Source organism: Pseudomonas sp. PS01299, from assembly GCF_029960145.1.
Lineage (GTDB): Bacteria > Pseudomonadota > Gammaproteobacteria > Pseudomonadales > Pseudomonadaceae > Aquipseudomonas > Aquipseudomonas putida_A.
In genome coordinates this window covers 25,945-48,911 of sequence record NZ_JASCPO010000020.1, presented here as the reverse complement: position 1 = coordinate 48,911, position 22,967 = coordinate 25,945, and the positions used below count along the sequence as shown (strand labels likewise).

Sequence of the window (22,967 nt, the reverse complement as noted above, 5' to 3'; positions counted from 1 at the left end):
CGATAGCGGTGGAGCAGGCAATAAGGGGGCCGACTGAACCACCGCTATCGCGAGCAGGCTCACTCCTACAATACGGCAGCGCTGTTATCCGGTCAGGCTGTCTTGCAGATGGCTGCGCAGGGCTTGCAGCTCAGATTGAAGATTCTGCAGGCGTTCGAGGGTGAAACCACTGGCGCCCAAGATGCATTGCGGAACGCTTTTGGCCTGCTCACGAAGAGCCCGGCCCTGCGCGGTCAGTTCGACGATCACCACCCGTTCGTCTTCACGGCTGCGGGTTCTGCTGAGCAGACCTTCACCTTCTAGCCGTTTGAGCAACGGTGTCAGCGAGCCTGGATCGGTCAGCAACCGCGTGCTGATTTCGCCCACGGTCAAACCATCCTTTTCCCACAGAACCATCATCGCCAGATACTGCGGATAGGTCAGGCCCAGCGCTTGCAGCAGCGGCTTGTAGACCTTGGTCATCATCAGTGAAGTGGAATGCAGGGCGAAGCACGCCTGATTGTCGAGCAGCAGGTCGTCGCAGGTGTCGCGTTCGGTGGTCATGGCAAAGCCTTGTTCGGTGATGGGCTTGAATCTAGCGCCCGAATGTTTAATGCGCCAGATAATTATCCAGGATCTAGTGTCGGCCCAGCTCGCGTTGCAGCGCCAGATCCCACGGTGGCACCGGGCTGAAGCGGGTCTTGAGGTATTCCAAAAGCAGACGGCTGCGCGAGTGGGTCTGCTGTTCCATGCGCAATGCATAAATGCCAGTACTCTCCGGTTGTGGCAGACCGTTCTCGCAGAACAGCGGCAGTAGTTCGCCACGCAGCAGGTACTCACTGGCCAGCCAGGTCGGCAAATGCGCGATGCCCAGCCCGGCCAGAGCACCGCACACCAGCGCTTCGGCATTGTTGGCGCTCATGCGGATGCGCGCGGGGCGATGCAGTTGCATTTGCCCGTCCAGTTCGAAGCGCCAGGCGAAGGGCGGGGCTAGGCCTTCCCAATCCAGCCCGTCATGTTCACTCAACTGCGCGGGATGGCTCGGTGCGCCACGGCGTTTGAGGTAGTCGGGGCTGGCACAGGCAATGCGCACCATGCTCGCCAGCGGCGTGGCGACCAGCCGCGTATCGGCCATTTGCCCGGCGCGCAGCACCAGATCGACTTTGCCCAGATTCGAGCCGTGCATGTCGATGAAGCTGTCGATCAGGTGCAATTGCACGTCGAGGCCCGGGTACAGCACCAGAAAGTCAGCGATGACCGGCGCGAGATGGCGGCGACCAAAAGCGGCCGGGGCATCGATGCGGATCAAGCCTTCCGGCGCACTGCTCAACGACACCGCCTCGGCGCGGGCCAGTTGCAGCTCGCTGACGATGCGTCGTGCTCGATCGGCAAACGCCAGACCCGCCGGGGTCGCCCGCACGGCGTGGGTGCTGCGAATGAACAACTGGCTGCCGACCGCGCTTTCCAGGCTGTCGATGCGCCGCGCCACGGCGGAAGGCGTCAGCGGATGACGACGGGAAGCCGCAGAAAAACTGCCGCTCTCCAGCACATCGAGAAACAGCCCGAGCTGTTCGGTCAACTGATTGGGATTCATGAGTGTTTCGGTGCTTGTGCGAAATTGGCATAGCCATTGTGCGTTGCTGTGCGTTTCCCCGCCAGCCTCGACTGCGTAGGATGAATCGCCTGACGGATGAGGACATCGCTGTGATCGAGTTTTTGTTGTACCTGCTGTTTGGCGCCGCCCTTGGCACATTGGGCGGGATCTTCGGCATCGGCGGTGGTTTGATCGCCATCCCGCTGCTGGGCGTATGGTTTGGCCTCGATCAGCAGATCGCCCAAGGCACGGCGCTGGTGATGGTGGTGCCCAACGTGATGCTGGCGCTGTGGCGCTATCATCAGCGCAATCGCATCGTGCTGCGTCATGCGCTGCCGCTGGCGGTCATGGGTTTTTGCTTTGCGTGGATCGGTTCGATCTGGGCGGTGGGCATTGATGCGCAAACCATGCGCATCGGTTTTGTCGCGTTCCTCGTGGTGCTCTCGGCGTACAACCTGCTGAAGATGTTCGGCAAGAAAACCGCCGTGACCTCCGAAATGCGTTACTCATGGCCATGGCTCGGTGTTCTCGGCGCAGCGTCCGGGACCATGGGTGGTTTGTTCGGTGTCGGCGGGGCCGTGGTGGCAACGCCAGTGCTGACCAGTCTGTTCGGCACCAGCCAAGTGGTTGCTCAAGGCCTGTCGCTGGCTCTGGCGTTGCCAAGTACCGGCGTGACCCTGGTGACCTACGCGGTGCATCACGAAGTGGACTGGATGATCGGCCTGCCGCTGGCCATCGGCGGTCTGGCCAGCATCAGTTGGGGGGTGAAAGTTGCCCACGCCATGCCGGAAAAGCTCTTGCGCGGGCTGTTCTGCGGTTTTCTGGTGCTGTGCGCGGTGATGCTCGCGTTTAAAGTTTGAAGCCTTCGACGATGTGTTCGGCCAGGCATTCGGTGATCGGCGACGGATTGTTCAGGTTGCGGATCAACATGATACTGGCCTCAGGCAACAGCGGCAAATCTTCGGCGGCGCCAAGAATGCGCATGTCCGGGGTGATCAGGCTTTCCAGTTGCGCGGTGATCGCCAGACCCGCGCTCACCACCGCCATCAGTGCCGACAGGCTGGTGCTGTTGTAGGCGATGCGGTAGTCGCGGCCCATTGCGTCCAGCGCATTGCACGCCCACAAACGGCAGAAACAATCACTGTTGAACATCGCCAGCGGCAACGGCGTCTGCTCGTGGGCGCTGAAATTCTGCGCCTCGGCCCAGACGAAACGCTCCTTGCGCAGCAACTGACCGATCTCGTTGCCCGGCTCCCGGGTGACAATCGACAAGTCCAGATCGGTGCGCTGCAACAGCTGTTTGCTGGACTCGCAATGCACTTCGATCTGGATCAGCGGGTAGAACTGAGCGAACCGCGAGAGGATCCCCGGCAGAAACCGCATCACGTAATCGTCCGGCGTACCGATGCGCACGGTGCCGACCATGTGCGGCTCGCGCAGCGTGTTGAACACTTCGCTGTGCAATTTCAGGATGCGCCGCGCGTAACCCAACAGCACCTGGCCTTCAGCGGTCAGACGTACCTGGCGGCCGTCGCGCTCGAATAGCTGGCGTTGCAGCACATCTTCTTCGAGGCGCTTCATCTGCATGCTCACCGCCGATTGCGTGCGGTTGACCATTTCGCCGGCGCGGGTAAACCCGCCTTGATCGGCAATCGCGACGAAGGTGCGCAGGACATCGGTATCGATACTGGGGTAGGCCGACAATTGATGAATCTCCGTGATGAATGCCATCAGAAACATTCGTTGGATTGATCTTAGCGCCAGCGCGAGACTTGAGCCATCCACAAGGAGGGCAACACGATGAAAGGTCAAAGAGAGTATGTAGACGACGCAAAATTTTCCGGCCACGGGCATATCGTTTCCGACCTGCTGCACAAGTTTAGCCGCTGGTACGAACTGCACCGAGAACGCGAGTTGCTTGCCAGCCTGAGCGACGAAGCGCTGAAGGACATCGGGGTCAGCCGTGCCGACGTCGAACACGAGGCCATTCGGCCGTTCTGGGACGATCCGATGCATAAATGATCAGGGCCTTACTACACAAACCACTTTCAGGTGAGGTAGGTTGCGAGCAGACAAGGAGATGCTCATGCCCGCGACTCTGGCCTTTTCTCTCAAACAGGCGCGACGACTGGCGCTGGCTGCCCAAGGGTTCAACGGGCGCCAGCCGCCGACCGTCAAGGCGCCGCAACTCAACCGGCTGATCGAACGGCTGGGGCTGTTGCAGATCGACTCCGTCAACGCCGTGGTGCGCTCGCACTACCTGCCGCTGTTTTCCCGTCTGGGTTCCTATTCTTCCGATCTGCTCGACCAGGCTGCCTGGGGTTCGGGCCGTCGGCGCACGCTGTTCGAATACTGGGGCCACGAAGCGTCGTTGCTGCCGCTGGCGATGTATCCGTTGATGGGGTGGCGGATGCAGCGGGCCAGAACTGGCAGAGACATCTATCAGCAACTGGCGAAGTTTGGTCTTGAGCAGCAGGACGTCGTGCGCCGGGTTTTAAGCGCGGTTGAGGCGCGCGGTGCATTGGGCGCCGGCAGTCTGTCGACCCGCGAGGACAAGGCCGGGCAATGGTGGGACTGGAGCGCGGAAAAGCATGCGCTGGAATGGTTGTTCGCCGCCGGTGAAGTGACCGTCGCCGGCCGCCGCGGTTTTGAGCGTTTGTATGATTTGCCGGAGCGGGTGATCCCGACGTCGATTCTGCAGCAGCCGTTGCCGGATGAAGCCGAAGCACAACGTGGTTTGCTGCTGCACGCGGCCCAGGCACAGGGCGTCGGCACGGAAAAGGATCTGCGCGATTATTTCCGCTTGAACCCTGGCGATGCGCGCCCGCGTCTGGCGGAGCTGGTCGAGGACGGGCAGTTGCAGACCTGCGAAGTCGCTGGCTGGCGACAGATCGCCTACTGCCTGCCGCAGCCGAAAGTCCCGCGAAAAGTCGTCGCCAGTGCGCTGTTGTCACCGTTCGATTCGCTGATCTGGGAGCGCAGTCGCACCGAGCGCTTGTTTGACTTCCGCTATCGGCTGGAGATTTATACGCCGCAGGACAAGCGGGTCTACGGCTACTACGTGTTGCCGTTTCTGCACAATGAGCGGATTGCCGCGCGGGTCGATCTGCGCGCCGAGCGGGCGTCGGGACGATTGGCGGTGCATGCAGTGCACGAGGAAGAGCCGGGGCTGGACGAAGAGGGGATGCTGGCGCTGGCGTTGAATTTGCGGCAGATGGCCGATTGGCTGGGGCTTGCGCGAGTGCAGCTTAATTGTCAGCGTGAGAGTGCGGGGCGGTTGCGGGTGGCATTGGCGCAGATCGGCTGTGACTGAGCGGGCCTCTTCGCGAGCAAGCCCGCTCCCACACTGGATCTGTGTCGTACACAAAACTCATGTGGGAGCGAGCTTGCTCGCGAAAGCAGCGATGCGGTCTAGCGGCGAACTTGTTTCAGCGTTTCGGCTATGAGGAACGCCAGTTCCAGCGACTGATCGGCATTCATCCGCGGGTCACAGTGGGTGTGATAACGATCCGACAACCCGTCTTCAGTGATCGGCCGCGCACCACCGATGCACTCGGTGACATTCTGCCCGGTCATCTCGATATGAATCCCGCCGGCATAAGTGCCTTCGGCTTCGTGCACCTGGAAAAACTGCTTCACCTCACCCAGGATCTGCGCGAAGTCGCGGGTCTTGTAGCCGCTGCTGGCCTTGATGGTGTTGCCATGCATCGGGTCGGAGCTCCACAGCACCTGTTTGCCCTCACGCTGCACCGCACGGATCAGCGCCGGCAGGTGATCGCCGACCTTGTTCGCACCCATCCGCGCAATCAGGTTCAGGCGTCCCGGATCGTTGTCCGGGTTGAGCACGTCGATCAGGCGAATCAGATCATCCGGGTTCATGCTCGGGCCGACTTTCACCCCGATCGGGTTGTTCACCCCGCGCAGGAATTCGACGTGAGCGCCGTCGAGCTGACGAGTGCGGTCGCCGATCCACAGCATGTGCGCCGAGCAATCGTAGTAATCGTTGGTCAGGCTGTCGCGACGCACGAAGGCTTCTTCGTAGTTCAGTAGCAGCGCTTCGTGGGCAGTGAAGAAACTGGTTTCGCGCAGTTGCGGCGAACTGTCCATGCCGCAGGCGCGCATGAACGCCAGGGTTTCATCGATGCGATCGGCGAGGTGGCTGTATTTTTCGGCCAGTGCCGAGTTGGCGATGAAGTCCAGGTTCCACTTGTGCACCTGATGCAGGTCGGCGAAACCGCCCTGGGCGAAGGCGCGCAACAGGTTCAGGGTGGCGGTGGACTGGTGGTACGACTGCAACAGGCGCTCCGGATCCGGCACGCGGTTTTTTTCATCGAAACCGATGCCGTTGACGATGTCGCCCCGGTAGGCGGGCAGGGTCACGCCGTCGATGGTTTCATCGTTGGCCGAGCGCGGTTTGGCGAACTGGCCGGCCATGCGCCCGACCTTGACCACCGGGCAACCGGCGGCGAAGGTCATGACGATCGCCATTTGCAGCAATACTTTGAACGTGTCGCGAATCTTCGCCGCCGAGAACTCGGCAAAGCTTTCCGCGCAATCGCCGCCCTGCAGCAGGAACGCCCGACCCTGAGTCACTTCGGCAAACTGACGGCGCAGCTCGCGCGCTTCGCCGGCAAACACCAGCGGCGGATAACTGGCCAGGGTCTGCTCGACCTGGCGCAGATGCGCCGCGTCAGGGTATTGGGGTTGTTGCTGGATCGGCAGGGCGCGCCAGCTGTCAGGGCTCCACGGTTGGCTCATCACGGTCTCTAATTGGTTCTACGCACGGGAAGCCCATGGTAGCAGCAATTAGTGCGTGACCTGCTCCCGCCCCATCACCGACAATCGCCGCTTTGCCACGGCGCCGCAGCGGTGCCATCGCGTCACCGCGCCCGGTGACCATCAGGAGACGAAATGACTGAGGAGCGCGTCGAGCTGTTGCTCGCCGAGGTACAGGATGAGTTCGGCGTGATTCGCGTGCTGGAAGTGGCCGATTACCGCTTTCTGGAATTTGGCGATGCCATCGAACAGAGCTGCGTGTTCACCGCCGATCCGAGCTGGCTCGAATATGACTACACCCGGGCGATGCTGATTGGCGCGTTGTGCCATGAGCAACCGGAGAGCGCGCTGTTTCTCGGCCTCGGTGCCGGCACGCTGACCCAGGCCTGCCTCAAGTTCCTGCCGCTGGAAGACGTCGAAGCCATCGAACTGCGCCCGGACGTGCCGCGTCTGGCGATCGAGTACCTGGGGCTGGATGACGATCCGCGCTTGTACATTCGGGTCGGCGATGCGCTGGAGTTGCTGCCGACGGCCGAGCCTGCGGATCTGATCTTTGTCGATCTGTACACCGATGTCGGCCCGGGTGTCGGGCACCTGGCCTGGAGTTTTCTCGGGGACTGTCAGAAGCGTCTGAACCCGGGCGGCTGGCTGGTGATCAACCAGTGGGCCACCGATGACGGCAAACCGTTGGGCGCGGCGTTGTTGCGCGGGCTCTATCACCGGCATTACTGGGAGCTGCCGGTGAAGGAGGGCAATGTGATTCTGATTGTGCCGGCGGATCTCGATCAGGAGCTGGACATGCAGGCGCTGACCGCCCGCGCCGAAGTGCTGGCGCCACGGCTGGGGTATTCGTTGCAGTCGTTGATCAAGGCGATTCGCCCGGCGACTTGAGTGGTCAGTGATGGCCCCTTCGCGAGCAAGCCCGCTCCCACACTTGAAATGCATTCCAAATGTGGGAGCGAGCTTGCTCGCGAAGAGGGCCTGAAGAGCACCCGTTTTCTCAGATCCCTTTGAAGATTCCAGGGCGCCGCTCAACCAGCGACCTCACCCCCTCCTTGGCATCCTCACTCCCCAGCAACTTCTTCACCAGCGCCGGCAGTCCCTGCGCCGCCGCCGTCTCGCCTTCATACCGCGCCTGGCGCGCCGACATCAGCGTCGCCTGCACCCCCAACGGTGCCTGCCGGGCAATCCGTTCGGCCAGTTCGATCGCCCGCGGCAACAGATCCTCACTGGCCATCACTTCCTGCACCAAACCCAGACGCAACGCATCGTGGGCATCAAACTCATCGCCGGTCAGCAACCAGCGCATCGCGTTGCCCCAACCGGCCACCTGGTGAAAGCGCAATGTCGCGCCCCCAAACGGAAAAATCCCCCGCTGCACTTCCATTTGCGCGAAGCGGGTATTGCTCGCGCACAGGTTGATATCCGCGGCCAGCATCAACTCGATACCGATGGTCAGGCAGTAGCCCTGCGCGGCGACAATGACCGGTTTGCTGACCCGTGGACCAACGAAAACACCCCATGGGTCGCAACCACCGGTCGGAACCTGCCAGCCTTCGGCGAGGGCGGCGCTGGCGTTGAGCAGATCCAGACCGGCGGTAAAGTGTTCGCCATGCCCGAACACCACCGCCACCCGCGCCTCGCTGTCGGCCTCGAACTCGCCGTAGGCCAGGCTCAAGTCATTGAGCAGATCGAGGTCGAAGGCGTTGCGTTTGGCGGCCCGGTCGAGGCCGATCAAGTGGATATGACCACGACGTTCACGGCTGACGCGGCCGGGGCAGGGCTGATTCATGGAGAAATCCTCGGGCGGGAAGGGCGGGTGCAGCGACGGTATGCCGCACATCGGTGAATCGTTTAAGCGTCATCACCCGCAGGGCCGGGCCTTTGCAAAATAGACCTTTGCACGATTATCCGCAAAACCCCGTTACACAGCGGTGACACACCGATTCAGACGATAAAAAAAGCTCCCTTTTCGGGCAAATTCCGGTATAGTGCGCGCCGGCCTTTAACCGGGCCGCGTTTAGGTAGCGCAATTCCCCGAAGTCAGCTTCGGCTGCATGTCCGCACTGCGGGCTCTTCCTTGACGATTCTTTTTCATTCATACGTTTTCGCAAATCCCCGCCGACAAAGCTGCCAGGGCGACTCTTGAGTCTCAACACGGCATGTGCAGCTTTGGAGCATGGGTCTTTGCGGATGCACTTAGAGGCAGACCCATGACCCAGGAAATCGGCGGCTTCGCCGCTCTTGAACTTCATCCCAATATTGTCGCTGCAGTAGTCGCTACCGGCTATGAAGAGCCTTCGGCCATTCAGCAGCAGTCGATCCCGATCATCCTCGCCGGTCACGATATGATTGGTCAGGCGCAAACCGGTACCGGTAAAACCGCTGCCTTTGCCCTGCCTATCCTGCACCGCATTGATCCGTCCAAGCGCGAGCCGCAAGCTCTGATCCTGGCCCCAACTCGTGAGTTGGCGCTACAAGTTGCAACCGCTTTCGAAACTTACGCCAAGCAAATGCCGGGCGTAACTGTTGTGGCTGTCTACGGCGGCGCGCCGATGGGCCCACAATTGAAAGCAATCCGTAATGGCGCACAGATCGTTGTCGCCACTCCGGGCCGTCTGTGCGACCACCTGCGTCGCGACGAAAAAGTCCTCGCTACCGTGAACCACCTGGTTCTGGACGAAGCAGACGAAATGCTCAAACTCGGTTTCATGGACGACCTGGAAGTGATCTTCAAGGCCATGCCGGAAACCCGTCAGACCGTATTGTTCTCGGCAACCCTGCCGCAGTCGATCCGTGCCATCGCCGAGCGCCACCTGCGCGATCCGAAGCACGTGAAGATCCAGAGCAAGACCCAGACCGTTACCGCGATCGAACAGGCTCACCTGTTGGTTCACGCTGACCAGAAGACTTCCGCCGTTCTCAGCTTGCTGGAAGTGGAAGACTTCGACGCGCTGATCATGTTCGTGCGCACCAAGCAAGCGACCCTGGATCTGGCCAGTGCCCTCGACGCCAAAGGCTACAAGGCCGCTGCGCTGAACGGTGACATCGCCCAGAACCAGCGTGAACGCGTCATCGACTCGCTGAAAGATGGCCGCCTGGACATCGTTGTCGCGACCGACGTGGCTGCCCGTGGTCTGGACGTTCCGCGCATCACCCACGTGTTCAACGTGGACATGCCGTACGACCCGGAATCCTACGTGCACCGTATCGGCCGTACCGGCCGTGCCGGTCGCGAAGGTCGCGCACTGCTGCTGGTGACTCCACGTGAGCGCCGCATGCTGCAAGTGATCGAGCGTGTCACCGGTCAGAAGGTTGCCGAAGTGCGTCTGCCGGACGCTCAGGCTGTTCTCGATGCACGCATCAAGAAACTGACCAACAGCCTGTCGCCGCTGGTCGCTGATGCTGAGTCGACTCACGGCGAACTGCTGGATCGCCTGACCGCTGACATCGGTTGCACCCCGCGTGCCCTGGCTGCAGCTCTGCTGCGCAAGGCGACCAACGGTCAAGCGCTGAACCTGGCGGCGATCGAGAAGGAACGCCCACTGGTGCCGAACAACGCACCGCGTGGCGACCGTCCTGAGCGTTCCGGTGATCGTCCTGAGCGTGGTGACCGCGAGCGTCGCGCGCCAATGCCTCTGGGCGAAGGTCGTGCCCGTTGCCGTACCGCGCTGGGTGCGCGTGACGGTATCGCCGCCAAGAACCTGCTGGGCGCCATCCTCAACGAAGGTGGTCTAGCCCGCGAAGCGATCGGTCGCATCCAGGTGCGTGACAGCTTCAGCCTCGTCGAGCTGCCGGAAGATGGTCTGGACAAACTCCTCACCAAGCTGAAGGACACTCGCGTCGCTGGCAAGCAGCTGAAACTGCGTCGCTACCGCGAAGATTGATCCGCCCTTGGGCTGATTGATCGAACATGAAAAATCCCCGACTGGTTCGGGGATTTTTTTTGCCTGCTTTTTGCCTCGCCCCACAACCCTGTGGGAGCTGGCTTGCCAGCGATGACGTCAGCCGAAGCGATAGATATCCATACCCAGTGCACCCATCGTGAAGCCTTTATGCGCTACGCGGAACTCACCTCCCGCACCACGGGCAAAATACAGCGGCAGCAAATGCTCGTCACTCGGATGGCTGCGCACCGCATTGGGCGCCTGTTGACGATAATCATGCAGTGCCGCCTCATCGTCGGCCGCCAGCTTGTCGATCATCCAGTCACGGAAGTCCCGTGCCCACGGCTCGACGCTTTCCGGGCCGGCATGCCAGTCCAGTTCGCGCAGGTTGTGGGTGATGCTGCCGGAGCCGATCAGCAGAATGCCCTGCTCGCGCAGACTCGCCAGCGCTTGTCCGACACGGGTTTGCAACACCGGGCCGCCGCGACTCGGCAGCGACACCTGCACCACCGGAATATCCGCCTGCGGGTACATCAGCGACAGCGGCACCCAGACGCCGTGATCGAACGGTCGTTGCGGATCGAGGCGTGCCGGCAGATGCGCGGCGTCAAGCAATTCCGCCACTTCGGCTGCCAGTTGCGGATTGCCCGGTGCCGGGTACTGCACTTCGAAAAGGGCACGCGGGAAGCCGCCGAAGTCATGCCAGGTTTCCGGACGAGGATTGCTGCTGACCAGCAGTTCCTGGCTTTCCCAGTGGGCAGAGACGATCACGATGGCTTTCGGCCGCGGCAATTCGGCCGCCAGACGCGCCAGCGCCGGGCCACTTGCACCGGGTTCCAGGGCTAGCATCGGTGAGCCGTGGGAGATAAACAGGCTGGGAAACATGGAAAGGTTCCTGAGCGGTAAGATGGCCTCATCTTCAGTCAGATCATTGATCTAAATCTAATATAAGTTTTAACGCCTTTTGATCGATTTTTTTGGGGTGATGCATGCAGCCTGAGTTTTGGCACAAGAAGTGGGAATCCAATCAGATCGGCTTTCATTTGCCTGAGGTGAACCCGTATCTGCAGCGGCACTGGCCGCAACTGGCGATCCCGGCCCAGACCCGGGTGCTGGTGCCGCTGTGCGGGAAAAGCCTGGATCTGTTGTGGCTGGCCGGGCGCGGCCATCAGGTGCTCGGAGTCGAGCTGTCGCTGAAGGCCGTCGAGGATTTTTTCAGTGAGCATCAGGTAACGCCGCAGGTCAGTGCCAAGGGGCCGTTCAAGGTCTATCGCGCCGATTCCATCGAGTTGTGGTGCGGTGATTTCTTTGCGCTGACAGCCGACGATGTAGCGGATTGCGCGGCGTTGTACGACCGGGCAGCGCTGATCGCCTTGCCGCCACCCATGCGTGAGCGCTATGCAGCGCATCTGCAGCAGATCCTGCCGCAAAGTGTGCAAGGGTTATTGATCACCCTGGATTACGATCAGGCGCAGATGCCAGGGCCACCGTTTGCGGTGAGCGATGATGAAGTGCAGCGCTTGCTGGGCGAAGTCTGGCAGGTGCAGGTGCTTGAGGAGCAGGATGTGCTGGCGGAGAGTGTCAGGTTCCTGCAGGCGGGGGTAACGCGGTTGGAGGAGCGGGTGTATCGGGTTTCTGGCCGATAGTTTTGTATTGGCATTAACGGCCTCTTCGCGAGCAAGCCCGCTCCCACAGGGAGCGTCGGTGTTATAGCAATCTCGAATACACCAGAAAACACTGTGGGAGGGGGCTTGCTCCCGAAGAGGCCAGAACAGGCAACCCATAATCCCGCGCACAAAAAAAGGCCCGCATCGCTGCGGGCCTTTTCGTTACTGCGCCAAACCGATCAACCGCGACGACGCAGCGCGTCGATACGCTCTTCCAGCGGCGGGTGGCTCATGAACATGCGGGCAAAGCCCTGTTTGATGCCGCCGTTGATGCCGAAGGCGTTCAGGGTGTCCGGCATGTGCACCGGCAGGCCCTGTTCGGCGCGCAGGCGTTGCAATGCACCGATCATCGCATTGGTACCGGCCAGACGTGCGCCGGCTTCATCGGCACGGAATTCGCGTTTGCGCGAGAACCACATGACGATGGCGCTGGCGAGAATGCCCAGAACCAGCTCGGCGAAGATCGTCGCCACGTAGTAGGCGATACCCTGGCCTTCTTCGTTCTTGAAAATCACCTTGTCGACGAAGTTGCCGATGATCCGCGCGAAGAACATCACAAAGGTGTTCACCACGCCCTGGATCAGCGCCAGGGTGACCATGTCACCGTTGGCCACGTGACCGATTTCGTGGGCCAGAACGGCTTTCACTTCATCTGGCGAAAAACGTTCGAGCAGGCCCTGACTGACCGCGACCAGCGCGTCGTTCTTGTTCCAGCCGGTGGCGAAGGCGTTTGCTTCGTAGGCCGGGAAAATACCGACTTCGGGCATCTTGATCCCGGCTTCGCGGGACAGTTGCTCGACGGTTTGCAGCAGCCATTGCTCATGCCGGGTACGTGGCTGGCTGATGATCTGGGTGCTGGTGCTCATCTTCGCCATCCACTTGGAGATGAACAGCGAGAACAGCGAACCGGCGAAACCAAAGACCGCACAGAAAACCAGCAGCTGACTGAGGTTGAGATCAACCCCGTTGGCCGCCATGAACCCGTTGAAGCCGAACAGGCTCAGGGTGATGCTGGCTATCAGCACGACCGCCAGGTTAGTGGCCAAAAACAGCAGGATGCGCATCATGGTTGTAGAAATCTCCTCAAGCTAAAGATGTAGCGTACTGCGGGGTATATAAGGTGCGGCACCGGGTGATTCAACCGAGTGACTATTTCAAACTGTGTCCTACAGCGGATTCCCGAGTCGGCAGGTCATTGCCCACGGCCAAAACCGAAAGGGATGACAGCCAGCCGCTACCCGCCGCCACTGCGCCAGAGGCGGGTGGGCCCTATGAATCGCAAGTGTAGAAGGCGCAGCGAGGCGGGGAGAGCAGAAGTGTTGCTGAATCAGACAGTGCGCAACGTTCGGGCCGTTGCGCACCGTTGACCGGTTACTGGCGGTAGGACTTGAGGAAGTTGCCGATGCGGCCGATGGCCATCTCGAGATCGTCGACGCGGGGCAGGGTTACCACGCGGAAGTGATCCGGCCACGGCCAGTTGAAGGCCGTGCCTTGCACCACCAGCAGCTTCTCGGAGAGCAGCAGGTCGAGGACGAATTTTTCGTCGTTGTGGATCGGGCAGACTTTCGGGTCGATCCGCGGGAACGCATACAGCGCGCCCATCGGCTTGACGCAGCTGACGCCCGGAATGTCGTTGAGCAATTCCCAGGTGCGGTTGCGCTGCTCCAGCAGGCGGCCCTGCGGCAGTACCAGGTCATTGATGCTCTGATAGCCGCCGAGGGCGGTCTGGATCGCATGCTGACTCGGGACGTTGGCACACAGGCGCATGTTGGCCAGCATGTCGATGCCTTCGATGTAGCTCTGGGCATTGTGTTTCGGCCCGGAGATGGCGATCCAGCCGGAGCGGAAACCCGCCACGCGGTAGGATTTCGACAGACCGTTGAAGGTCAGGCACAGCAGGTCCGGCGCCAGCGAAGCGGTGCAGATGTGCACGGCGTCGTCGTAAAGGATCTTGTCGTAAATTTCGTCGGAGAACACCACCAGATTGTGCGCACGGGCGATTTCCAGCATGCCCAGCAGCACTTCCTTGGAATACACCGCGCCAGTCGGGTTGTTCGGGTTGATGATCACCATGGCTTTGGTGTTCGGGGTGATCTTGGCCTTGATGTCGGCCAGATCAGGGAACCAGTCGGCACCCTCGTCGCACAGGTAGTGCACGGCGTTACCGCCGGCCAGGCTCACGGCGGCGGTCCACAGCGGGTAGTCCGGGGCCGGCACCAGGACTTCATCACCGTTGTTGAGCAGCGCCTGCAACGACATCACGATCAGCTCGGACACGCCGTTGCCCAAGTAGATGTCTTCGATGCCGACGCCTTCGACATTTTTTTGCTGGTAGTACTGCATCACCGCCTTACGGGCGCTGAACAGGCCTTTTGAGTCGCTGTAGCCTTGGGCGGTCGGCAGGTTGCGGATCACATCCTGAAGAATTTCGTCCGGCGCTTCGAAACCAAACGGCGCCGGGTTGCCGATGTTCAGCTTGAGGATGCGCTGGCCTTCCTCCTCCAGACGTTTGGCGTGCTTGAGCACCGGGCCGCGAATGTCGTAGCAGACGTTGGCGAGCTTGTTCGATTTGCTGAACTGCATGGCGATGTGATCCCGAAAATGAACGATCCAGACGGCGGATGGCCAACCGTACTGGGATTCCTGCGTCTTCGCACAGGCGGAGTCTTGCGCCATGGCGCCGAGAATCCGTTTGAATGCGCCCGGTCTGGCTGCCAGACTGGCGTGTGACGAGGCGCAATCATACGTGCCACCCGATCCGTGGAAAAGGTACAGATCGGGCTTTTTCAGCCGCTGAGGTGTGATGATGGAAAAGTTGGAAAAAACCCTGGAAGAATGGCGGGCGATGCTCGACCCCGAGCAGTACAACGTGTGCCGTCTCAGTGCGACCGAACGGCCGTTTTCCGGCAAATACAACGACACCAAAACCGACGGTGTCTATCACTGCGTCTGCTGCAATGAGCCGCTGTTCGACTCCACGACCAAATTCGATTCCGGCTGCGGCTGGCCAAGCTTTTACGCGCCGATCGGCGAAAGCGCCATGACCGAGATTCGCGATACCAGCCACGGCATGATCCGCACCGAGGTCAAATGCGCCCGCTGCGACGCGCATCTGGGTCACGTGTTCCCCGATGGCCCGCCACCGACCGGCCTGCGTTATTGCATCAACTCGGTGTGCCTGAATCTCGAGCCGCGCGAGTAAGCGGACCGGCGACCTGCGGGTCGCCTTTCGGATAATTAAATTGCACACAATTTAATTGCTCGCTATGTTTGGCCTTTCCCGATAACCCGTGGAGCCGTCTCATGAGCGACAACCTGCTGAATATCCCTGTCACCACCATCAAGGGTGAGCAAAAGACCCTGGCCGATTTTGCCGGCAAAGCGGTGTTGGTGGTCAACACCGCCAGCAAATGCGGCTTCACCCCGCAATACAAAGGCCTGGAAGAGCTGTGGCAGACCTACAAGGATCAGGGCCTGGTGGTATTGGGATTCCCGTGCAATCAGTTCGGCAAGCAGGAGCCGGGTAACGAGGGGGCGATCAGCGAGTTCTGTGAGCTGAATTACGGCGTGAGCTTCCCGCTGTTCAAGAAGATCGACGTCAACGGTTCTGACGCGCATCCGCTGTTCGTGCAGTTGAAAAAGCGCGCTCCGGGTTTGCTCGGCTCCGAGGGCATCAAGTGGAACTTCACCAAGTTCCTGATCGGCAAGGATGGGCAACTGGTCAAGCGTTTCGCCCCGACCACCAAGCCGCAGGACATTAGCGGCGAGATCGAAGCCCTGCTCAAATGAACAGCCTGCCCGACGATTCGCTGAAGCTCGACAGTCAGTTGTGCTTCAAGTTGTACGCCGCGTCCCGGGCGGTGATTCGCGCTTACAAGCCGATGCTCGATCAACTCGGCCTGACCTACCCGCAGTACCTGGCGATGCTGGTGCTGTGGGAGTGGCAGGGCAGTGCACCGGAGCAACCGACGGTCAAGGCGTTGGGCGAGCGCCTGGCGCTGGACTCCGGCACCCTGACGCCGTTGCTCAAGCGGCTTGAACAATTGCAGTGGGTGCAGCGCCAGCGTTCGGCGCGCGACGAGCGTGAAGTGCATCTGAGCCTGACCGCGCAAGGCCAAGCGCTGCGCGAGCAGGTCGGGCCGCTCAAGGCCCGATTGTTGTGCGACAGCGGGGTGGATCTTGATCGGCTCAACGATTTGCGCAATGGCCTTGATCATCTGCTGGGGCAGATCAAAGCGCTGACGTAGCCGGCATCCACTGGTCGAGCAGGGCCGCCAGCTCTTCGCGGCGGAACGGCTTGGCCAGGTAATCGCTCATGCCGGCCGCACGGCAGCGCTCGCGTTCCTCGGACATGGCGTTGGCGGTCAGCGCGACGATCGGCAAATGCGGCCAGCGCCCGCTCTGGCGGATCTGCCGGCTCGCTTCGTAGCCGTCCATCACCGGCATGTTGCAGTCCATCAGCACCAGATCGAACTCATCGTGCTCCAGTTGATCCAGCGCCTCGGCACCGTGGGCAGCGACCACCACGTCGCAACCGAGCTTGCCGAGCATGCCTTTGGCCACCAGTTGATTGACCGGATTGTCCTCCACCAGCAGCACCTTTCCGCGCCGCCGGACCGGCTGGCTCTCGAGGCGCGCATCGTTGCTCGTGGTGACATCGGCCAGCAGAATGCGCCGCAGGATCTGGTACAGCGCGTTGCGTGCCAGCGGTCGGGCTTGTTGCTGCAATGGCGCCAGCGCGGCGGCTTCTTCGCCGGGCATGAAACTGCCATAAGCGGTTACGACGAGGATCGGTGCGCTGATGGTCGGGCGCAGACTGAACAGGCATTCCGGGCAATCGGTGATCAGCAGATCGGGTGACAGGCCCAGCAACGGGTCATCCATGGTGCGCTGCTCATAGGTCACGCCCCACACCGGCAGCAATGTCTTGAGCAGTTCCGCCAGCCCGCTGCTGGCGGCCGTGATCGCCAGCACCTTGCCGTGCAGTGGCGGCGGCATGACCGCCCGGGTGTGACACGGCAGTGGCAGGTCGGCACAGAACTGACTGCCGAAACCGGCCTCGGAACTGATGGTCAATCGGCCTTGCATGGCCTCGCACAGGTTGTAGGTCAACGCCAGACCGAGACCGGTGCCGCCGTACTGCCGGGTGATGCCGGCACCGGCCTGGGTGAACGGCTGGAAGATTTTCACCTGGGCATCCTGAGCGATGCCAATGCCGGTGTCGCAGACTTCGATGCGCACCCCGTCCTTGTGGGCGGACAGGCGCACATCGACCCGGCCGAAGCGGGTGAACTTCAGGGCATTGGACAGCAGGTTGCTGACGATCTGCCGTACCCGGGTCGGATCCCCCAGCACCAGCGCGGGGAAGTGCGGGTCGATCAGGCAGGTCAGCTCGACGCTCGGCGCAGCGTTCTGCGACAGCAGGTTGGCGGTGTCCTCGATCAGCGAGCCGAGGTCGAACGGGATGTGTTCGAGCTCCAGTTGCCCCGCATCGAACTTGGACAGGTCGAGAATATCGTTAAGCAGCTCGACCAGCACCTTGCCCGAGTCATGGGCAATCGACAGTTGCTGTTGCTGCTCGGCATTCAGCGGCCCGTCGAGGGACAGGGCGATCATCCCCAGCAGGCCGTTGAGCGGGGTGCGGATCTCGTGGCTCATGTTGGCGAGGAATGCCGAGCGCGCTTCGGCCATGTCCAGTGCGGTGCTGCGAGCGACTTCCAGTTCTTCGTTGGACTGGCTGAGCCGGGTGTTGATGGCCTTGAGCTCGGCGGTGCGGGCCGAGACGATGTGCTCCAGTTGCCCGAGGTAATCGGTGAGGCGGTTTTCCGCGTTGCGCCGTTGCTGGATTTCCGTGGCGATGTTGTCGAACTGCTGGTTGGCGACTTTGACCAGTACGCCGATCTCGTCATTGGCGTGGCCAGCCGGACATTCCAGGGTCGTCGGTTCTGCGCTGCGTGCGTCACGCGCGCTGAGTTCCCGGATCAGGCGCACCAGTGGCTTGGTCAGCATCACGTAGAACAGCGCCAACAGGATCCCGGTGAGAATCAGGCTGCGGGCAAAGCCGTTGAGCAGGGTGACTTCGGCGCGGCGCAGAAACCGGCTGCCGAACGCGTAGGTATCGACCTCCAGGCTCAGCGTGCCCAATGATTCCTCGGGCAGGTGGTCGAGGTACAGGCGGTCTTCGAACTGGCGCTTGGCACCGAACAGAAAGTCGCTGATCACCCGGTAACCGCTTTGCAGCTCCGGGCGCTTGACGTTGGCCAGGACGTTGCCGTTGTTGTCGGTCAGTTGCGCCGAGATGATCGCCGGCGAACGCAACAGGCCCAGGGTCAGTTCCTGCGCCAGTTCCGCATCGATGTTGTAGGCGATTCGCGACGCCGGATTGTGGCTGATTTCCAGCAAAGACAGGATTTCACGGTTGATGGAGGCGTCTTCACTGGCATAATCGATGCCGATTTGCAGCAGGCTGAGCAGCGTGCCCAGAACGAACCCGACCAGCACCGTGAATCTGGCTTGCTTGTATGACAGCCGGTGGGTGAATTTGATATCCATGGGGTGTTGAACCACTTCCGTTTCCCTTCGCTGCTCAAGCATAGTCGATCATGTATGGATACCGAGGTTCCCGAAGCGCCTTGTAACAAGGCTTGAACGGGGATTGAGATCTGTCTGTCGTCGCTGGATCGACATCATCACTGTGAACGTGCCCGAGGAGAAGACGTGGATTCCCGATTGAATGCTTTTCTTGAACGCGCCGAGTCGGTTCTGGCGCGGATCGAACCCTTGCTGCCGGCGCCGCGTCCGCTGATCGACTGGGAAACCTGCCTGGCGGCGCGCTGGCAGCGTGACGGGCGCAGCGGCTATTTGCTGCCACTGGAAGTCAGCCTCGACATGCGCCTGTCCGACCTGATCGGTGTTGATCGTCAGTTGGAACAACTGGGCCGCAACACTCAGCAGTTTCTCGACGGCATGCCGGCGAACCATGCGCTGCTCTGGGGCTCGCGCGGCACCGGTAAATCGTCGCTGGTGCGCGCGTTGCTGGCCGAACACGCCAAGGCCGGCCTGCGTTTGATCGAAATCGAGCGCGACCATCTGGCCGACCTGCCGCGCGTGGTCGAGCAGATCGGCAAACTGCCGCAACGCTTCGTGCTGTTCTGCGATGACCTGTCGTTCGAGTCCGGCGAAGGCGATTACCGCGTGCTGAAAAGCGTGCTCGACGGCTCGCTCGAACAGGCCCCGGACAACGTTCTGCTGTACGCCACTTCCAACCGCCGCCATCTGGTGCCGGAAAAGGAAAGCGACAACGAAAACTGGAAACGCGTCGACGGCGAGCTGCATCCGAGTGAGGCGGTGGAAGACAAGATCGCCTTGTCCGACCGTTTCGGCCTGTGGTTGTCGTTTTATCCGTTTACCCAGGAACACTTCCTCAACGTCGTCGAGCACTGGATCGGCCAGTTGGCCGCCAAGGCCGGCTTGAGCTGGCAGCGCGACGAAGAGCTCGACATCCTCGCCGTGCGCTGGGCAACCGGGCGCGGCAATCGCAACGGACGTTGCGCGTACCAATTCGCCCGTTACTGGGTGGGACTGAAATTGCTGGAGCACAAGGCATGATTGATTTGCAACAAAGCGGCCAGGGCCTCGAAGGCTATGGCATGTTGGCCGCACAACTGGAATCGCTGCTGGCGGACGAGCGCGATTTCATCGCCAACGCCGCGCAGTTTTCGGCGTTCCTGTTCAACCAGCTCGACGATTTGAACTGGGCCGGTTTCTACCTCAATCGCAACGAAGAACTGGTGCTTGGCCCGTTTCAGGGGCAGATCGCCTGTGTGCGCATTCCGTTCGGTCGCGGTGTATGTGGCGCGGCAGCGGCCAGTCGACAGACCCAGCGCGTTGAAGACGTGCATGCGTTCCCCGGTCATATCGCTTGCGACAGCGCCTCCAACAGCGAGCTGGTGGTGCCACTGGTCAAGGACGGTCGGTTGATCGGCGTACTTGATCTCGACAGCCCGAAACTCTCGCGTTTCGGCACCGACGATCAGGCCGGAATCGAGCAACTGGCGGCGATTTTCCTGCGTCTGACCGACTGCTGATCAGGCACTCAGGCCAGCCTTGCGCAGCAGGCTGGCCGGATCCACCACATCGATCTGGCGCGGATCGAGAAACCGTGCGGCGTACTGCATGTACACCCCATCGTTGATGAACAGCGCAAACAGCTCGGGGTCGATGTGCGCCTCGCGGGACATGGTGGCCATGATCCCCAGCGCCTCGTTCAAGGATTTGGCCTTCTTGTACGGCCGATCGGCCGCTGTCAGGGCCTCGAAAATATCGGCAATCGCCATCATCCTCGCCGGCAGGCTCATGTCCTCGCGCTTCAGGCGTTTGGGATAACCGCTGCCGTCCATCTTTTCGTGATGCCCACCGGCGATTTCCGCGACGCTGTCCAGGTGCCCGGGGAAGGGCAGGTGGCTGAGCATCAGGATCGTCTGCACCATGTGGTGATTGATGATGTAGCGCTCTTCGCGGGTCAGCGTGCCCCGGGCAATGCTCAGGTTGTACAGTTCGCCGCGATTGTATTTGTAACGCGGCACATCCAGTTTGAACCCCCACGGATTGTCTTCCGGAATCAGTTCGCTGTCGGCGCGTTCGATCAGATGTTCGGGCTTGTCCGCCAGCAGTGGCTCGCTGACTGGCAGATTCGCCGCCGGCGTTTGCGCCTGGCGGCGGTTTTCCTCCCATGACACCCCCAAGCGATCATCGAGGGTGCGCATCCAGCGGCGCTCGGCAATGCGTTCAAGACGTTGCAGATCGGCGGGCGCCATGGCCTCACCGCCCAGATTGCAACGGGCAACGAAGGCAAAGTCGTCATCCAGTTGCGTCAGCGTGGCGTCACGCAGTTCGCTCAGTTGCGCCGCGTTGCCGCCCAGTGCGATCGCCTGCCAGTAACTGATCCAGGCATCGCGCTTGAGCACTTCGAAACGGGTGCGGATTTCGTGGATGCGATCGTTGAGGGTTTCCAGTTTGGTCGCCTTGTCGACGACATACTCCGGCGTCGTGACTTTGCCGCAATCGTGCAGCCAGGCCGCAATGTGCAGGGCTTCCCATTCGTCTTCGCTCGGTTGGTAGCTCTGGAACGCCGGCGCCTGGCTGGCGGCCGCGGCCTGCGCGAGCATCAGGGTCAGTTCCGGCACGCGCTGGCAGTGGCCACCGGTGTACGGGCTCTTGGCGTCGATGGCGCCGGCCAGTAACTGGATGAACGCATCGAGCAACTGTTTCTGCTTCGCTTGCAGGCGCTGACTTTCGATACTCACCGCCGCCGCACCAGACACGGCTTGCAGGAAGCCGATGCGGTCCGGGCGCAGTTTTTCCAGGTCCTGAGCGCTGCCGCTGTCGTTGATCAGCAGAAGCAACAGGCCGATGGTTTCGTTGTGCCGATTACGCAAGCGGATGCCGATCAGGTGGATGCGCGGCGACTGCATGGCCAACAGGACTTTCTGCAAGTCCCCGGCCTGCTCGAAGCCAAGGCTGCTGACCACGTTGTCAGCGTTGATCAGTTGCTGGAACCACGCCGGCCCTTGATCGGCCAGGAGATCCCGGCCCAGCACAGCGAACTCGCCCGGCTCGTGCGAGGCGCCATCAATAACCAGTCCGTAAGGCTCCATCCGGTTGCCATCGCTTTCGCGCAGATAGATCAACCCCGCCTGCGCCTGGGCGATCTGCACCGTTTCGAACAGCACCCTTTGCAGCAGCGGGGCGAAGCGGGTTTCGGCGCAGAGGCTGTCGGTGATGCGGAAGAAACTGGCGAGCGTGTCCTTCATGCGCGCCATCGACAGGCTCAACTGGTCAACCTCCAGCACCGGCGAGCGGCGGGTGACCGGAAAGTTGAAATCGAAACTGCGGATCGCGTCGGCTTCCTTGACCAACGCGTGCAACGGTTTGACCAGAATCCGCGAGATCAGCCAGCCCAGCGGCAGGCACAGCAGCAAGATCGCCAAGGTGATCAGCGCGCCTTGCCAGCGCATGCGGTAGGCATCGGCAAGCAGTTCGTCCTCGGGCACCAGCAGGGCCATCTGCAAACCTTTTGGCCCGCCTTCCTGCAGGGTGCTGCGGGCGACGATCCAGTGGCGGCCATTGACGTCGAGCCGTTTGCCCGGATGGGCGGTGGACAGCAACGCGTGCAGATTCGGACTGAGGTCGGCCGCTTTGGCCAGGCGTGCGCTGCTGCCGTCGACGATCAGCCGGCTGCTGTCCGGATAGGCCACGGCATTGCCATCGGCATCGAACAACACGATTTCGGTCGAGGGGGTGACCACATGCTTGGTCAAGGTGGCCGAGAGTGCCTCCAAAGTCAGATCGGCACCGATCACACTGGTTGCGCTGCTGCGCCGGGCCAGGGTGGTGCCCACATTGTGCGTGGAGAAAAATACATAGGGTTCGGTGGTGATCTGATCGCCCTGTTGCAGGGCGTTGCTGTACCAGTTGCGGGTACGCGGGTCGTAGCGGTCGTCGGGATTGGTGTCGCGTCCGACAGGCGTCAGCGTCTGGTCGAAGAACAGTGACTGCGACAATACGGTGCCGCTGGCGTCGTGCTCGATGCTCCAGACCTGATAGGCCGCTGTTGGTGGTGCCTTGAGCAGGGTTTTCAGCGCGCTGGTGCGCAAGGGCCGGACCATGAAGAAATCGCCGTTGCCGTAGCCCAGATACAGCGAGGCGAGATCGGTGTTGTCCTTGAGCGACTGACTGAACGGCTTGAGCAGCGCCAGACGCTGTTGCAGGTTCGGCGCCTCGGCCGCCTGATTGTCGGCCAGCAGGCTCAGCAGGTGCCGGATCGGTTCGTAGGTTGAATGCAGGTCCAGGCGCACATCCTGTTCGATGCGATTGAACAGGTTTTCACTGCTCGACAGGATGATCCGGGTGGTCTGGCGATAATTGAACAGCCCCAGCACCACGCCTGTGAGCAACAGCAGAAAGGTGAACATGACGCTGATGTGCACGTGCAACGGGAACCGGCGTTGATCCGGGCGCAGTGGGCTGGGCATTGCTGACTCTCCATTGAAGTAAACACACTGC

General features: G+C 61.4%; 21 protein-coding genes. 11 read left to right on the top strand and 10 right to left on the bottom strand.

Annotated elements, in window-relative coordinates; translation table 11 throughout:
* Positions 1-84: 84 nt before the first annotated feature.
* Complete coding sequence (locus QMX91_RS06520; RefSeq protein WP_134787014.1) at positions 85-543, bottom strand: MarR family transcriptional regulator; 459 nt, start codon at positions 541-543, stop codon at positions 85-87.
* Positions 544-616: 73 nt separating this feature from the next.
* Positions 617-1,573 (bottom strand): LysR family transcriptional regulator, encoded by a 957-nt coding sequence (locus QMX91_RS06515; RefSeq protein WP_282412431.1) that lies wholly within the window; start codon positions 1,571-1,573, stop codon positions 617-619.
* Between the two features lie 110 nt (positions 1,574-1,683).
* Here QMX91_RS06515 and QMX91_RS06510 point away from each other — a divergent pair, with 110 nt between their 5' ends.
* Complete coding sequence (locus QMX91_RS06510; RefSeq protein WP_282412432.1) at positions 1,684-2,433, top strand: sulfite exporter TauE/SafE family protein; 750 nt, start codon at positions 1,684-1,686, stop codon at positions 2,431-2,433.
* On the opposite strand, the gene QMX91_RS06505 is transcribed toward QMX91_RS06510, so the two are convergent.
* The gene (locus QMX91_RS06505; protein WP_025113145.1) at positions 2,423-3,277 is read right to left on the bottom strand and encodes a LysR substrate-binding domain-containing protein; all 855 of its coding nucleotides are present in this window, start codon (positions 3,275-3,277) and stop codon (positions 2,423-2,425) included. The genes QMX91_RS06510 and QMX91_RS06505 overlap by 11 nt on opposite strands.
* Positions 3,278-3,373: 96 nt before the next feature.
* Between QMX91_RS06505 and QMX91_RS06500 the strand changes: the two genes are divergently transcribed.
* The gene (locus tag QMX91_RS06500) at positions 3,374-3,595 is read left to right on the top strand and encodes a DUF1127 domain-containing protein (RefSeq protein WP_097088306.1); all 222 of its coding nucleotides are present in this window, start codon (positions 3,374-3,376) and stop codon (positions 3,593-3,595) included.
* A gap of 64 nt (positions 3,596-3,659) precedes the next feature.
* Positions 3,660-4,886: a winged helix-turn-helix domain-containing protein gene (locus QMX91_RS06495; RefSeq protein ID WP_223007695.1), complete on the top strand. Its 1,227-nt coding sequence runs from the start codon at positions 3,660-3,662 to the stop codon at positions 4,884-4,886.
* 98 nt (positions 4,887-4,984) lie between these two features.
* On the opposite strand, the gene QMX91_RS06490 is transcribed toward QMX91_RS06495, so the two are convergent.
* Complete coding sequence (locus QMX91_RS06490; protein WP_139054951.1) at positions 4,985-6,331, bottom strand: 3-deoxy-7-phosphoheptulonate synthase class II; 1,347 nt, start codon at positions 6,329-6,331, stop codon at positions 4,985-4,987.
* Between the two features lie 153 nt (positions 6,332-6,484).
* Here QMX91_RS06490 and QMX91_RS06485 point away from each other — a divergent pair, with 153 nt between their 5' ends.
* Positions 6,485-7,240 (top strand): spermidine synthase, encoded by a 756-nt coding sequence (locus QMX91_RS06485; RefSeq protein ID WP_027613441.1) that lies wholly within the window; start codon positions 6,485-6,487, stop codon positions 7,238-7,240.
* A 109-nt stretch (positions 7,241-7,349) separates the two neighbouring features.
* Here QMX91_RS06485 and QMX91_RS06480 read toward each other — a convergent pair whose 3' ends face one another.
* Entirely contained in the window at positions 7,350-8,141 is a 792-nt protein-coding gene (locus QMX91_RS06480; protein WP_210558371.1) for a crotonase/enoyl-CoA hydratase family protein, read from the bottom strand.
* 421 nt (positions 8,142-8,562) lie between these two features.
* On the opposite strand from QMX91_RS06480, the gene QMX91_RS06475 reads away from it, so the two are divergent.
* Positions 8,563-10,236 carry a DEAD/DEAH box helicase gene (locus QMX91_RS06475; RefSeq protein WP_027613439.1) on the top strand — a complete coding sequence of 558 codons (1,674 nt, stop codon included), beginning with the start codon at positions 8,563-8,565 and terminating at the stop codon, positions 10,234-10,236.
* A gap of 117 nt (positions 10,237-10,353) precedes the next feature.
* Here QMX91_RS06475 and QMX91_RS06470 read toward each other — a convergent pair whose 3' ends face one another.
* On the bottom strand, positions 10,354-11,121 hold the full coding sequence (locus tag QMX91_RS06470; RefSeq protein ID WP_097088299.1) for a class III extradiol ring-cleavage dioxygenase: 768 nt from the start codon (positions 11,119-11,121) through the stop codon (positions 10,354-10,356).
* 104 nt (positions 11,122-11,225) lie between these two features.
* Between QMX91_RS06470 and QMX91_RS06465 the strand changes: the two genes are divergently transcribed.
* Positions 11,226-11,882, top strand: coding sequence for a thiopurine S-methyltransferase (locus QMX91_RS06465; protein WP_098964893.1), 657 nt, complete (start codon positions 11,226-11,228; stop codon positions 11,880-11,882).
* A gap of 200 nt (positions 11,883-12,082) precedes the next feature.
* Here QMX91_RS06465 and htpX read toward each other — a convergent pair whose 3' ends face one another.
* Together htpX and QMX91_RS06455 are read right to left on the bottom strand one after the other, a co-directional pair.
* Entirely contained in the window at positions 12,083-12,970 is an 888-nt protein-coding gene (gene htpX, locus QMX91_RS06460) for a protease HtpX (RefSeq protein WP_007964827.1), read from the bottom strand.
* Positions 12,971-13,274: 304 nt separating this feature from the next.
* Entirely contained in the window at positions 13,275-14,486 is a 1,212-nt protein-coding gene (locus tag QMX91_RS06455; RefSeq protein WP_003226761.1) for a pyridoxal phosphate-dependent aminotransferase, read from the bottom strand.
* A 223-nt stretch (positions 14,487-14,709) separates the two neighbouring features.
* Here QMX91_RS06455 and msrB point away from each other — a divergent pair, with 223 nt between their 5' ends.
* The 3 genes from msrB to QMX91_RS06440 all read left to right on the top strand — a co-directional run bounded on the left by msrB (position 14,710) and on the right by QMX91_RS06440 (position 16,150).
* Entirely contained in the window at positions 14,710-15,105 is a 396-nt protein-coding gene (msrB, locus tag QMX91_RS06450) for a peptide-methionine (R)-S-oxide reductase MsrB (protein ID WP_027613436.1), read from the top strand.
* A gap of 101 nt (positions 15,106-15,206) precedes the next feature.
* Entirely contained in the window at positions 15,207-15,692 is a 486-nt protein-coding gene (locus tag QMX91_RS06445; RefSeq protein WP_027613435.1) for a glutathione peroxidase, read from the top strand.
* A complete protein-coding gene (locus QMX91_RS06440; RefSeq protein WP_282412430.1) occupies positions 15,689-16,150 on the top strand; it encodes a MarR family transcriptional regulator in 462 nt (153 codons plus the stop codon). The genes QMX91_RS06445 and QMX91_RS06440 overlap by 4 nt, the downstream gene beginning before the upstream one ends.
* Here the strand turns inward: QMX91_RS06440 and QMX91_RS06435 are convergent.
* The gene (locus tag QMX91_RS06435; protein ID WP_282412429.1) at positions 16,134-18,455 is read right to left on the bottom strand and encodes a response regulator; all 2,322 of its coding nucleotides are present in this window, start codon (positions 18,453-18,455) and stop codon (positions 16,134-16,136) included. The two genes, QMX91_RS06440 and QMX91_RS06435, sit on opposite strands and share 17 nt — an antisense overlap.
* A 165-nt stretch (positions 18,456-18,620) precedes the next feature.
* Between QMX91_RS06435 and QMX91_RS06430 the strand changes: the two genes are divergently transcribed.
* Together QMX91_RS06430 and QMX91_RS06425 are read left to right on the top strand one after the other, a co-directional pair.
* The gene (locus QMX91_RS06430; RefSeq protein ID WP_027613432.1) at positions 18,621-19,511 is read left to right on the top strand and encodes an ATP-binding protein; all 891 of its coding nucleotides are present in this window, start codon (positions 18,621-18,623) and stop codon (positions 19,509-19,511) included.
* A complete protein-coding gene (locus QMX91_RS06425; protein ID WP_115989240.1) occupies positions 19,508-19,990 on the top strand; it encodes a GAF domain-containing protein in 483 nt (160 codons plus the stop codon). The genes QMX91_RS06430 and QMX91_RS06425 overlap by 4 nt, the downstream gene beginning before the upstream one ends.
* On the opposite strand, the gene QMX91_RS06420 is transcribed toward QMX91_RS06425, so the two are convergent.
* The gene (locus QMX91_RS06420; protein ID WP_210558380.1) at positions 19,991-22,936 is read right to left on the bottom strand and encodes an HD domain-containing phosphohydrolase; all 2,946 of its coding nucleotides are present in this window, start codon (positions 22,934-22,936) and stop codon (positions 19,991-19,993) included.
* Between the last annotated feature and the right edge of the window lie 31 nt (positions 22,937-22,967).

What these genes read in the sequence shown, in the direction of transcription:
- QMX91_RS06520 (WP_134787014.1), bottom strand. Translation starts at nt 543, where the DNA reads ATGACCACCGAACGCGACACCTGCGACGACCTGCTGCTCGACAATCAG.
- QMX91_RS06515 (WP_282412431.1), bottom strand. Translation starts at nt 1,573, where the DNA reads ATGAATCCCAATCAGTTGACCGAACAGCTCGGGCTGTTTCTCGATGTG.
- QMX91_RS06500 (WP_097088306.1), top strand. Translation starts at nt 3,374, where the DNA reads ATGAAAGGTCAAAGAGAGTATGTAGACGACGCAAAATTTTCCGGCCAC.
- QMX91_RS06495 (WP_223007695.1), top strand. Translation starts at nt 3,660, where the DNA reads ATGCCCGCGACTCTGGCCTTTTCTCTCAAACAGGCGCGACGACTGGCG.
- QMX91_RS06490 (WP_139054951.1), bottom strand. Translation starts at nt 6,331, where the DNA reads ATGAGCCAACCGTGGAGCCCTGACAGCTGGCGCGCCCTGCCGATCCAG.
- QMX91_RS06485 (WP_027613441.1), top strand. Translation starts at nt 6,485, where the DNA reads ATGACTGAGGAGCGCGTCGAGCTGTTGCTCGCCGAGGTACAGGATGAG.
- QMX91_RS06480 (WP_210558371.1), bottom strand. Translation starts at nt 8,141, where the DNA reads ATGAATCAGCCCTGCCCCGGCCGCGTCAGCCGTGAACGTCGTGGTCAT.
- QMX91_RS06475 (WP_027613439.1), top strand. Translation starts at nt 8,563, where the DNA reads ATGACCCAGGAAATCGGCGGCTTCGCCGCTCTTGAACTTCATCCCAAT.
- QMX91_RS06470 (WP_097088299.1), bottom strand. Translation starts at nt 11,121, where the DNA reads ATGTTTCCCAGCCTGTTTATCTCCCACGGCTCACCGATGCTAGCCCTG.
- QMX91_RS06465 (WP_098964893.1), top strand. Translation starts at nt 11,226, where the DNA reads ATGCAGCCTGAGTTTTGGCACAAGAAGTGGGAATCCAATCAGATCGGC.
- htpX (WP_007964827.1), bottom strand. Translation starts at nt 12,970, where the DNA reads ATGATGCGCATCCTGCTGTTTTTGGCCACTAACCTGGCGGTCGTGCTG.
- QMX91_RS06455 (WP_003226761.1), bottom strand. Translation starts at nt 14,486, where the DNA reads ATGCAGTTCAGCAAATCGAACAAGCTCGCCAACGTCTGCTACGACATT.
- msrB (WP_027613436.1), top strand. Translation starts at nt 14,710, where the DNA reads ATGGAAAAGTTGGAAAAAACCCTGGAAGAATGGCGGGCGATGCTCGAC.
- QMX91_RS06445 (WP_027613435.1), top strand. Translation starts at nt 15,207, where the DNA reads ATGAGCGACAACCTGCTGAATATCCCTGTCACCACCATCAAGGGTGAG.
- QMX91_RS06440 (WP_282412430.1), top strand. Translation starts at nt 15,689, where the DNA reads ATGAACAGCCTGCCCGACGATTCGCTGAAGCTCGACAGTCAGTTGTGC.
- QMX91_RS06435 (WP_282412429.1), bottom strand. Translation starts at nt 18,455, where the DNA reads ATGGATATCAAATTCACCCACCGGCTGTCATACAAGCAAGCCAGATTC.
- QMX91_RS06425 (WP_115989240.1), top strand. Translation starts at nt 19,508, where the DNA reads ATGATTGATTTGCAACAAAGCGGCCAGGGCCTCGAAGGCTATGGCATG.
- QMX91_RS06420 (WP_210558380.1), bottom strand. Translation starts at nt 22,936, where the DNA reads ATGCCCAGCCCACTGCGCCCGGATCAACGCCGGTTCCCGTTGCACGTG.